The 12318-nt window shown below is 46.7% G+C and carries 8 protein-coding genes; 5 read left to right on the forward strand and 3 right to left on the reverse strand.

Annotated elements, in window-relative coordinates; translation table 11 throughout:
- Nucleotides 1-146 precede the first annotated feature (146 nt).
- Complete coding sequence (locus tag H9J30_RS13665) at nt 147-1706, forward strand: YjjI family glycine radical enzyme (RefSeq protein ID WP_240131505.1); 1560 nt, start codon at nt 147-149, stop codon at nt 1704-1706.
- On the forward strand, nt 1678-2589 hold the full coding sequence (locus tag H9J30_RS13670; protein WP_240131506.1) for a YjjW family glycine radical enzyme activase: 912 nt from the start codon (nt 1678-1680) through the stop codon (nt 2587-2589). Before H9J30_RS13665 ends, H9J30_RS13670 begins: the two co-directional genes overlap by 29 nt.
- Here the strand turns inward: H9J30_RS13670 and H9J30_RS13675 are convergent.
- From H9J30_RS13675 to gyrA, 3 genes are all read right to left on the reverse strand, one after another.
- Entirely contained in the window at nt 2586-3506 is a 921-nt protein-coding gene (locus tag H9J30_RS13675) for a LysR family transcriptional regulator (RefSeq protein ID WP_240131507.1), read from the reverse strand. The two genes, H9J30_RS13670 and H9J30_RS13675, sit on opposite strands and share 4 nt — an antisense overlap.
- A 272-nt stretch (nt 3507-3778) precedes the next feature.
- A complete protein-coding gene (serC, locus tag H9J30_RS13680; RefSeq protein ID WP_240131508.1) occupies nt 3779-4876 on the reverse strand; it encodes a 3-phosphoserine/phosphohydroxythreonine transaminase in 1098 nt (365 codons plus the stop codon).
- 105 nt (nt 4877-4981) lie between these two features.
- The gene (gene gyrA, locus H9J30_RS13685; protein ID WP_240131509.1) at nt 4982-7735 is read right to left on the reverse strand and encodes a DNA gyrase subunit A; all 2754 of its coding nucleotides are present in this window, start codon (nt 7733-7735) and stop codon (nt 4982-4984) included.
- A gap of 385 nt (nt 7736-8120) precedes the next feature.
- On the opposite strand from gyrA, the gene ubiG reads away from it, so the two are divergent.
- From ubiG to nrdA, 3 genes are all read left to right on the forward strand, one after another.
- On the forward strand, nt 8121-8831 hold the full coding sequence (gene ubiG / locus H9J30_RS13690) for a bifunctional 2-polyprenyl-6-hydroxyphenol methylase/3-demethylubiquinol 3-O-methyltransferase UbiG (protein WP_240131510.1): 711 nt from the start codon (nt 8121-8123) through the stop codon (nt 8829-8831).
- 1 nt (nt 8832) lies between these two features.
- A complete protein-coding gene (locus H9J30_RS13695; protein ID WP_240131511.1) occupies nt 8833-9507 on the forward strand; it encodes an HAD family hydrolase in 675 nt (224 codons plus the stop codon).
- A 466-nt stretch (nt 9508-9973) separates the two neighbouring features.
- Entirely contained in the window at nt 9974-12262 is a 2289-nt protein-coding gene (gene nrdA / locus H9J30_RS13700) for a class 1a ribonucleoside-diphosphate reductase subunit alpha (RefSeq protein WP_240131512.1), read from the forward strand.
- Nucleotides 12263-12318 lie beyond the last annotated feature (56 nt).

Raw genomic sequence — 12318 nt, forward strand, 5'->3', positions numbered from 1 at the left:
CACGGTCTTATCACAATAAACCGCACGTTGTGATCTCGGTCAGCGGATTTCCATTTTATCAATCGGGGCTACGGCAATTTTCACTTTTTAAAGCCAAAGCCGCCCAGTAGATTAATCGTCATTATTGAACTTGTGGATATTCCGCCATGTTATTACAAGATAAATTAATGCAAATCGTCACCAACCCGCAGCTTTCACCTAAGCAAAAATCTAACTATTTAGCGTTGGAGGCGGAGGCGAGTTTGCCCTACATGCCAATATCAGATGAAGTACAAACAGCGATGAATGACGGTGTTATTTGCGATATGTTTGAAGGCCATACGCCGTTTAAACCACGCTATGTATTGCCAGATTATGCCCGCTATCTTGAGCAAGGCTCTGAATATTTAGAGCTTGTTCCCGCGCAAAATTTAGATGAAGCCCTCAATGCCTTAACGATTCTGTATCACCATGTGCCATCGGTGACCAATATACCTGTGTATTTAGGTCAGTTGGACGACATTTTGATGCCTTTCGTGGAAGGAATGGATGCGGATGTCCTTTATCGTAAACTAAAGCTGTTCTGGATCATGCTCGACAGAACCCTGCCCGACGCCTTTATGCACGTCAATATTGGCCCAACAGACAATATTGTTTGCCGAACCCTACTGCGCATTGATGCCGAACTCAAACAAGTTGCCCCCAATTTGACCTTTATGTATGACCCCGCCATCACCCCGGATGAATTATTGCAAATTGCCACAACCAATATTTGTCAGTGCAGTAAGCCGCATATCGCCAACTATCCACTGCATGCCAGTGCATTTGACAAGCGCGGCTTTGGTATTGTGAGTTGCTACAATGCCTTACCATTAGCGGGCGGTGCAAATACCTTGGTTAGACTCAATCTGAAAGAAGTGGCATTGAAGGCAACGTCAATCAATGATTTTTTTGAGCGTGTCTTGCCCTATTACTGCTCACTCACCTTCGAACTTATCGAGGCGCGTTCGGCCTTTTTACATCAAGAGTCGCACTTCTTTGATAGCTTTTTAGTTAAAGAACAATTGATTGATGAATCGCGCTTTGCCCCCATGTTTGGTATTTACGGTATGGCTGAAGCGGTGAATATTCTGCAAGCTCAGATGACAAGTGAGACCGACAAATTATCTCAATCAAACAAACCCACAGGCTATGGTCATAGCACGGATGCAAACCAACTTGGCTACCGTATTTCTGCCGCCCTCGATACCATAGTAAAATCCACACCCGTCACCTATGGCTACCATGGACGAGCGCTGCTGCATTCACAGGGCGGTATCAGTCTCGATAAGGACGTGACACCCGGCGTGCGTATTCCCTATGGCACTGAACCCAATCCCATCGCTCATATTCAAGCCCTCGCGCAGCATCACCAGTATTATACGGCGGGGATCAGCGATATTTTGACCATAGATGAAACCGTCAAATCCAATCCTCAAGCTATGTTCCAGCTGTGTAAAGCGGCACTGGAGTTAGGCTTTAGAGAATTTACCGCCAATGTGGCCTCTAACGATTTAATGCGTGTCACTGGCTATATGGTAAAACGCTCTGATATTGAAGCATTTAAACAATGCGGCTCGCGCCTTAATACCACGGGTTTAGGGGCAGAAGCAGCACAAAATACCGGAATATTGCAACGCCAAGCACGCGTTATTGCCCATGAGCACTCCCCCTGTGTCATTCAATAAAGCGGCCATAAATAAGCAGGCAATAGTTAGTCAGCTATTGCCGTTTTCTTGCGTCGACGGACCTGGCAGCAGGCTCGTGTTATTCTTGCAGGGCTGCAACTATCAATGTAAAAACTGCCATAACCCACATACCATCGGATTATGCGATGGCTGTGGCGATTGTATTGCCACCTGTCCTGACAAGGCGCTGACATTGATAAAGGCTAACAATAAGCATCAAATCCATTGGGACAAAGATCGTTGTAGCCAGTGCGATACTTGTCTTGCTGTGTGTCCACAACAAGCCAATCCCAAAGTCACCCGATACACTGTTGAAGAAATCTTGGCGATTCTTCACCATCAGCGTCACTTTATTAATGGCATTACGGTGAGCGGTGGTGAAGCAAGTCTACAACTGCCATTTATTATTGAATTATTTAAAGCGATTAAGGCCTCACCGCAGTTATCACAGTTAACCTGTATGCTTAATACCAATGGCAGTTTGAGCCTCACGGGCTGGCATAAACTGCTGCCCTTTTTAGACGGCGCTATGGTGGATCTTAAAGCGTGGCAACGAGATACCCATAGGTACATTACCGGGCGAGATAACCATGCGGTGTTCAAATCAATTGAACTTTTGGCGCAGCAGCAAAAACTGTATGAAGTAAGATTGCTGCATATTCCAGGCATTACGGATTTTGAACAGGAAATAGACGCGCTATCTTGCTATTTACTGAGACTCGGTGCCGATACGCGGGTGAAATTAAACGCCTTTCACCACCATGGCGTGGTTGATGAAGCGTTAACTTGGCCTAGTTGCACACAGACGGATATTGAAGCCTTAGCGGCCTCTCTTACCCAGCGAGGTTTAACAAATATCGTGTTACCGTCCATCTACCTTTAACGGCTACAAAGTAGGATCTGCTCGTACAGCCAGCGTAGCGCGGGATCCTTCATACTTTGTTTATGCCAAACGAGGCTGTAAGCCACTTTTCCATATTCGATGGGTAACGGTTTCACTGTTAAGCCTTTGGCTTGGCTCGCGATGGATGCCCAGCGGCGCGAGCAGGTAAACAGCAGTTCACTGTGGTGACACATTAACGCCGCGCTGCCAAAGTCTGGCACTGAAATGGGGACGGCACGTTTTTTAGATTGCTGAGCGAGTAAAATATCAAAATAAGGTGTACTCAGATCCGTATCTGTGATGCCTATATGGCTGTAGCTTAGGTAGTCATCAAAGCTGATATGCGATTGTTTGGCCAAGGGATGGGATGCATTCATTAAGCAAATCATTTCATCACTGAACAAGGTTTCCCACACTAGATCATCTTGCGAAGGATTAGGCTGACTCAAATCATGGGGTAACAGTACAAAGTCTAACGAGCCATTAATGAGTCCATCAAAACCAATATTGTCTTTGCTGTAAATATCGAGATGAATATGGGGCGCCAAACTCAAAATATGGGCGCTAAGTTTAGCGGCCAGCAGTTCAAAGGTGCTTTCACGCATTGCCAGTGTAAACCGCCCCTCATAGTTTATTGGGGTAAACGCATCTTGACTCATGATCTGATTCATATCATTGATCATTTGTTGCACGCTTGGGCCTAATCGTTTGGCTAAAGGCGTTGCAACCAGTGAGTTACCGTTACGGTAGAACAGTTCATCATTCAAACTGTCTCGAAGCTGGCTTAAAGTTTTGCTAACCGATGAAGGACTTAAACATAAACGTTCGGCGCTGGCGGTGACGCTCAAGGTATCGAGCATCACATGCAAAGTGATTAAGTGCTTCATACTAATGCGCGAAAGCTTGGCTAAATCCATCAGTGGTTTCCTGGTAATTTATCTTATGGTAAAAATCAAAATATCAACTTTTCATCATGATAAACAATAAGATAAAACTTACCCAATAGATTGCTAAGTATATTGGTCTGTTATGCGTACTGGCTCACAGGCTTGCTCAGTGCAATCGCCATTGCCTCATTATCAGGGTAAGAAACTTGGCGTAATTCAACTAACAAAAAAGCGAATGCATATGTGCATTCGCTTTTTGCGTATAACCGCTTAAAACTTATGTGCTATAGGGTGAGCGCGGACTACATCTTGTAATGTTTAGCGGCAAACTCGTTCATAAATGTCACCAGCGCGGCAACACCTTCCAGTGGCATTGCATTGTAAAGGCTTGCACGCATACCACCGACGATTCTGTGCCCTTTTAAAGCCACTAAGCCCGCCGCTTCGGCCTCTTTTAAGAAGGCGCCATCAAGGGATTCATCAGCCAGTTGAAAGGTCACATTCATTTGTGAGCGGTTCGCAGCCACCACACCATTTTTATAGAAAGGATTGGCGTCGATACAGGCATATAGCATTTGCGCTTTTTGCTGATTGATTTTTGCGATACTCGCCACACCACCAATCGATTTAAGCCAAGCAAACACTTCGGCCGCTAAGTACCAGGCAAAGGTCGGTGGCGTGTTAAACATAGAATCATGCTCAACCGCTAAACGATAATCCATAATGGATGACTGCGGTAAACTCGGCAGTTTCAACATGTCATCGCGCACTATTACTATCGATAAGCCAGATGGACCAATGTTCTTCTGCGCACCAGCATAGATTAAGCCGTAACAGCTGACATCGATTTCACGCGACATAATGGTTGACGATAAATCGGCAACAATTGGCCAAGGGCTATCTAACTCATCAAAAATTTCGATACCATCAACTGTCTCATTGGGGCAGTAGTGCACATAACGGTAGTCGGCATCTATTTTATGGAGCTCAGGGAGCACTACCGCATTGAGTCCATTATGTTTTTCAACAATATTCAGACTATCAATTTGCGCGTCGCCCACCAGCTTTTGCGCTTCGGCTAATGCCGCAGAAGACCATTGACCACTGACTAAATACAGGGCACGACCTTGATTGCCTAAAAAATTATTCACAACAGCAGAGAACTGACCGCGACCACCGCCATGCATAAAGAGCACATGGTAGTTTTGTGGAATGTGCATCAGCTCGCGTAAATCCGCCTCAGCTTGCTTGGTCAGCGCGATAAATTCCTTACCTCTGTGGCTGACTTCCATTACGGAGACACCTAGCCCATTCCAATCGAGTAATTCCTGTTGTGCTTTTTTCATCACCGCTGCGGGTAACATCGCAGGACCTGCACAGAAATTATAAATCGCGCTCACTGCCACTCTCCTTATTTACAAACCATGATATTAGAATTCATAAAATAAAACGTTGCCATGAAAAAAACGAGCGTCCAATTGGACGCTCGTTTTCATACTCTCGAATTAGTCTTCGTCTTGCTCGTCGTCAAGCTCTTCGTCTAATTCTTCCAGCTCATCCTCTTCCTCTAAAGGCTCTTCTTGAACAGAGTCACCTTCAGCGATAACTGGGACGATTGGCATACCGTTTTCATCCAGCTCGACTTCATCTTCGTCGCCTTGGATCTCATCGATACGTTGCAGACCAACCACTTTCTCGTCACTTGCGGTGCGGATAATGGTCACGCCTTGCGTGTTACGGCCGATGATAGACACACCATTGGCTGGCGTGCGTACTAAAGTGCCTTTGTCGCTGATCAGCATGATTTCGTCATTGCCGCCCACTTGTACCGCGCCAACCACTGCACCGTTACGCTCGCTCACCTTGATCGATACCACACCTTTGGTCGCACGGCTCTTCGACGGGTATTCAGACAACTCAGTACGTTTACCATAGCCGTTTTCGGTCACAGTTAAGATAGCGCCATCGCCCTTAGGTACGATGAGAGACACGACTCTTTGGCCTTCTTCAAGCTTAATACCGCGAACACCGGTCGCGCCGCGGCCCATTGGACGCACGCCCTTGAAGTTGATCTGTGGGTTGCCTTCTTCATCTAGCACTGGGTTACCGTTTTCATCGAGAACGGCTACTTCTTCGCCTTCTTTAAAGCGAACCACTTTACCTTCGTTCGAGAACAGCATGATCTCATCATCACCATTGGTGATATCGACACCGATCAGTTGGTCACCGTCTTTGAGGTTAACAGCGATAATGCCGTTTGCACGAGGGTTGCTGTAGGCCGTCAATGCAGTCTTCTTCACGGTACCGTTAGAGGTTGCCATGATGATGTATTTATCTTCGGCGTATTCGCGAACTGGCAGAATCGCGGTAATGCGTTCACCATCAGCCAGCGGCAGTAAGTTAACAATCGGACGACCACGGGAAGTGCGGCTCGCCAGCGGTAATTGATAGACCTTGAGCCAGTACATTTTACCGAAGTCTGAGAAGCACAGAATCGTATCGTGAGTATTCGCAACCAGCAGTTTTTCAACGAAATCTTCGTCTTTCACCTTAGTTGCGGCTTTACCCTTACCACCACGGCGCTGGGCTTGGTAATCGCTCAGCGGTTGGTATTTGGCGTAACCTAAGTGCGACAGGGTCACAACCACGTCTTCTTCGTTGATTAAGTCTTCAAGACTCATATCAATTTCATTGGCGTTGATCACCGTGCGGCGGGCATCGCCATATTCAGCAAGAATTTCTTCTAGCTCTTCTTTAATCACTTCCATCAAACGCTCAGGGCTGCGCAAAATAAACAGCAGACCAGCGATAAACTCGAGCAGCTCTTCGTATTCAGCGATGATCTTATCGTGCTCAAGACCGGTTAAACGGTGTAAACGCAGCTCAAGGATCGCCTGAGCCTGTTGCTCAGTCAGGTAATATAAACCATCGCGAATACCATATTCTGGCTCTAACCACTCAGGACGCGCCGCATCATCACCGGCTTTTTCAAGCATGCCCTGCACATGACCAAGCGCCCAACCCTGCTCAACCAGTTTAACTTTAGCGTCAGCTGGCGTTGGCGAGGCTTTGATCAGCGCAATAATCGGGTCGATGTTGGCCAGCGCGACCGCTAATGCCTCAAGGATATGGGCGCGCTCGCGCGCTTTACGCAGTTCAAATACGGTGCGACGTGTCACCACTTCACGGCGGTGCAGGATAAAGCACTCGAGCATTTCTTTTAGGTTGAACAACTTAGGCTGACCATTAGTCAACGCCACCATGTTGATACCAAAAGAGCACTGCATTTGCGTTTGAGCATAAAGGTTGTTTAATACGACCTCACCCACTTCGCCGCGTTTAATTTCAATTACGATGCGCATACCGTCTTTGTCAGACTCGTCGCGCAGACCGCTAATGCCTTCAATCTTCTTATCTTTGACTAACTCAGCGATTTTCTCGATGAGTTTTGCCTTGTTCACCTGATAAGGAATTTCGGTGACGATAATACGTTCACGGCCGTTGTCTTCAGTTTCGACTTCAGCCAGCGCGCGCATCACTGCACGGCCGCGGCCCGTCTTATACGCATCGATAATGCCCTTACGGCCATTGATAATCGCAGCAGTTGGGAAATCGGGGCCAGGAATATAGTCCATGAGCTGTTCAATCGACAACGCAGGGTCGGCGATCAGCGCTAAACAACCTTTAACCACTTCAGTTAGGTTGTGCGGTGGGATGTTTGTCGCCATACCAACCGCAATACCCGATGAACCGTTAATCAACAGGTTAGGGACGCGTGTCGGTAATACCGCCGGAATTTGTTCGGTGCCGTCGTAGTTTGGTACATAGTCAACGGTTTCTTTTTCAAGATCGGCGAGGAGCTGGTGCGCTAACTTATCCATACGGATTTCGGTGTAACGCATTGCCGCTGCGGAGTCGCCGTCAACCGAACCGAAGTTTCCTTGACCATCGACTAGGGTGTAACGCAGTGAGAAAGGCTGAGCCATACGAACGATAGTATCGTATACCGCGGAGTCACCGTGGGGGTGATATTTACCGATGACGTCACCGACCACACGGGCAGACTTTTTGTACGGCTTGTTCCAATCGTTCTTCAATTCACTCATGGCAAACAGCACGCGGCGATGCACAGGCTTAAGGCCATCACGCACGTCTGGTAATGCACGTCCCACGATGACGCTCATGGCGTAATCAAGGTACGAATTCTTTAGTTCGTCTTCGATATTAATTGGCGAAATAGATGATGCCAGATCAGTCATAAACTGCTCGTTCCCCTGAAAATTAGCCGACAACGTATAATCCGTATCATTGAGCGGCCCAAAAACGTGATTTGGCATTCTAACACAGTTATTTAATGTCGCCAGACCTATCCTGCGTGAATTGCGAAGGATGTGGCTTAATAGATGAAAACACTGTCAATTTGCGCTTTTAAACCCATAGAAATACCCCGTTAGATCGGAAATTTATCTCAGCAATTGATTAATCTATGAACAGAAAAAAACGCCCTACATCACAAACTGCCAAATCTCAGAGAATAATTGCTGAAATTTCAACCAACCACAAAGACTTAGATCCAGCCCATACTGTGTTTATCAACCTTTGTCGTTATAATGGCCGCACAATTCAGCCGATTTAGGTAATCGTATGCAACAGAATACCAACGTAGACCCGCAGGAAATCGCAAAGTTTGAACGTATGGCCGAAACCTGGTGGGATCTCAATGGCGAGTTTAAACCGCTACATTTATTAAATCCCCTCCGCTTAAACTATATCGATCAAACCGCGGGCGGGATTTTTGGTAAAAAAGTGCTCGACGTCGGCTGTGGCGGCGGCATTTTATCCGAAAGCATGGCGCGTATCGGCGCTGTAGTTGATGGCTTAGATATGGGTGAAGAACCGTTAGAAGTCGCACGTTTGCATGCGCTGGAAACTGGGGTCAGCATCAATTATGTGAAAAACACCGCTGAGGCCCATAGGGAAGATCACCGCGAATACTATGATGTGGTGACCTGTATGGAAATGCTCGAGCACGTGCCCAATCCGCAATCAGTGATCCAAGCCTGCTGCGATATGGTAAAACCCGGTGGTTTTGTGTTTTTCTCCACAATTAATCGCAATGCAAGATCCTTTGTCGAAACCATTATCGGCGCTGAATATCTACTGAAGATGCTGCCCATTGGCACACATGATCATAATAAGTTTATTAAACCTTCTGAATTGATTGATTTAGTCGATAACACCGACCTCATCTGCAAAGACGCCCTAGGGATCACCTATAACCCGCTAACAGGGATCTTTAAATACACCCCAAAGGTTGATGTGAACTATATGATTGCAACACAGAAGGTTGATTGAGATGAGCTTATCTGAGATTAAAGGAGTGTTATTCGATCTTGACGGTACCCTCGCCGATACCGCGCCAGATTTGGTTGAAGCCCTGAATCTCAGTTTACGCGATGTTGGCATCGCTGCTAAACCCTTAGCGGCGATGCGTAGCGCTGCCTCCCATGGCAGCTTTGCCTTAGTAGATGCAGCTATTCCAAATGCTAGTGAGACGCTACGCACTCAAGTTCAACAGGGACTCCTCGCCCATTATCAACGGATTAATGGCGATCATTGCCAATTGTTTGAAGGCATAGCCCCCTTGCTCGACTGGCTTGAGTTAAGCCATGTGCCTTTTGGAGTGATCACCAATAAACCGGCGCGCTTTACTCGCCCTTTGTTGAATAAGCTTAAGCTTAGCGCGCGTATGTCTGTAATGATCAGCGGCGATTCTACCCGTTACCCTAAGCCCCATACAGCCCCCATGCTACTGGGCGCCCAGCAACTGCAATGCCAGCCACATCAGATCCTCTATTTAGGGGATGCCGAACGGGATTTACTGGCCGCCCAAGCAGCAGGCATGCTCGGCGGAGTGGCACTTTGGGGATATTTAAGTGCAACCGATACCCCCAGCACTTGGCCAGCCTACGCCCACTACCCTTCACCTTTATATCTTCATACGGCGTTAAGCCAAGCCTTAGCAAAGTAAGTAAACAAAATTAGCCCACAATAACGGTACAGGTACGCACTGCCAGCAATTAGTAGAATTCATACTGTGGGTCAACCCCTCTGATCGCGATCGCTGCTTATTTTAGCGATCGATCACACAGTTAAATTCGAACAAAAATTCATCACAAAAGATGCACGCTACTCTCAATTTGAGCTACAAGGTTAGTCGTTACTAACGCTTTTCTTTATCCTCAAGATATCCACAAGATACCCCCTGAATTGAGACTTGCAAATGGCACCAAACCTCACTATCTTGTATCTCATCTTATTTAAAACACCATATCTTGTGTATAGGTAACAATCAGACACACTAGAAGTTCCCCGCTAAATCGACTATTTTCACTTATAGTCAGTAGTATTAAGGGTTTTCAGGTTGATTGTTTTACAAGGAAACGTACGGTGACTGAGTTCACCTGAATAGATATCAGAACCAAGGCCTCTCTTCAATGAATAGCAATATGACAGTTACAAAACGTTGTGGTGCCCGTGAGACGATCGATCTCGACAAAATACACCGCGTAATTACTTGGGCAGCCAAGGGATTAAAAAACGTTTCTGTTTCTGAAGTTGAACTTCGCACGCATTTACAGTTTTTCGACGGGATCCCAACCGAAGCTATCCACGAAACGATCATCAAATCGGCAGCGGATTTAATTTCCCCAGAGTCACCCGATTATCAGTTTCTGGCTGCGCGCTTAGCCGTATTCCATTTACGTAAGAAGGCCTTTGGTCAGTTCGAGCCGCCCAAGTTATATGACCATGTGACTAAGCTGGTGGAGCTAGGTAAGTATGATATGCACATTCTGCAGGATTACACCCGCGAAGAACTCGACATTATGGATACTTATATCGACCATTGGCGCGATATGAATTTCTCCTATGCAGCCGTTAAACAGCTCGAAGGCAAGTATCTGGTTCAAAACCGCGTGACCCATGAGATTTATGAGAGCGCACAGTTCCTTTATATTTTGGTGGCGGCTTGTTTGTTTGCCCGTTATCCAAAAGAAACGCGACTACAATACGTTAAAGATTTTTACGACGCAGTATCAACCTTTAAGATTTCACTGCCAACACCCATCATGGCAGGCGTTCGTACGCCGACTCGTCAGTTCAGCTCATGCGTGCTGATTGAATGTGGCGACAGCTTGGACTCTATCAATGCGACCGCATCGTCTATCGTGAAGTATGTGAGCCAACGCGCTGGTATCGGTATCAACGCGGGTCGTATCCGTGCATTAGGAAGCCCAATCCGTGGCGGCGAAGCTTTCCACACAGGTTGCTTACCTTTCTACAAGTATTTCCAAACCGCGGTGAAGTCTTGCTCGCAAGGCGGCGTGCGCGGCGGTGCAGCCACCCTTTTCTATCCTATTTGGCATTTAGAAGTTGAATCGCTGCTGGTACTGAAAAACAACCGTGGCGTTGAAGATAACCGTATCCGTCATTTAGACTACGGCGTGCAGCTCAATAAGCTGATGTATCAACGTCTGATCAAAGGCGAAAGCATTAGCCTATTTAGCCCATCGGACGTACCTGGTCTTTACGATGCTTTCTTTGAAGATCAAGCCGAATTTGAGCGTTTGTATCTGCAATATGAGCAGGACAGCAGTATTCGTAAGAAGACATTAAAAGCGGTGGATCTGTTCTCACTGATGATGCAAGAGCGTGCTTCAACGGGTCGAATCTACATTCAAAACGTGGATCACTGTAACACCCACAGCCCGTTTGACTCAAAAGTTGCACCGATCAGACAGTCTAACCTCTGTCTTGAAATCGCTCTGCCGACTAAGCCACTGAACAACATTGACGATCCAAACGGTGAAATCGCCCTTTGTACACTCTCGGCATTAAACCTCGGTACGATTACCGATTTAGCGGAACTGGAACCATTAGCAGACTTAGCAGTGCGAGCACTCGATAACCTGCTCGATTACCAAGATTATCCAATCAAGGCGGCGCAAATTTCATCGATGAATCGTCGAACCTTAGGGATTGGCGTCATCAACTTTGCTAATTATTTAGCGAAGAATGGCATGAAGTACTCCGATGGCAGCGCGAACAATTTGACGCACAAGACCTTTGAAGCGATTCAGTTTTATCTGCTCAAAGCGTCCATGAATCTCGCGAAAGAAAAAGGCGCGTGTCCATTATTTAATGAGACCACTTACGCTCAAGGTATTTTACCTATTGATACCTACAAACGTGACTTAGATAAGATTTGCAGTGAGCCATTGCATTTAGACTGGGAAGCACTGCGTAGTGACATTAAAGAGTACGGTTTACGTAACTCGACACTGTCTGCACTGATGCCGTCTGAGACTTCATCACAGATCTCAAACGCCACCAACGGTATCGAACCGCCTCGGGGTTTGATCAGTGTAAAAGCCAGTAAAGATGGTCAGTTAAAACAAGTGGTACCTGATTTCGACAGCTTAAAGAATAACTATGAACTATTGTGGCAAATGCCAAGCAACGAAGGTTATTTGCAGCTTGTGGGTATCATGCAAAAGTTCGTTGACCAAGCGATTTCGGCCAACACAAACTATGATCCAGCGCGTTTTGAGGGCCGTAAAGTCCCGATGCAGACCCTGCTAAAAGACTTACTCAATGCCTATAAGTTAGGTGTAAAAACGCTGTACTACCATAACACTCGCGATGGTGCATCGGATCAACACGATGACATTACCAACATAGAGAAAGAAGATGACGGCTGTGCTGGCGGCGCTTGCAAAATCTAATCTTCAATGTTAACGGTTGCGGGATCCCCATGGGATCCCGACTTATTGGAATACTC

It is taken from the genome of Shewanella cutis, from assembly GCF_022410515.1.
Lineage (GTDB): Bacteria > Pseudomonadota > Gammaproteobacteria > Enterobacterales > Shewanellaceae > Shewanella > Shewanella cutis.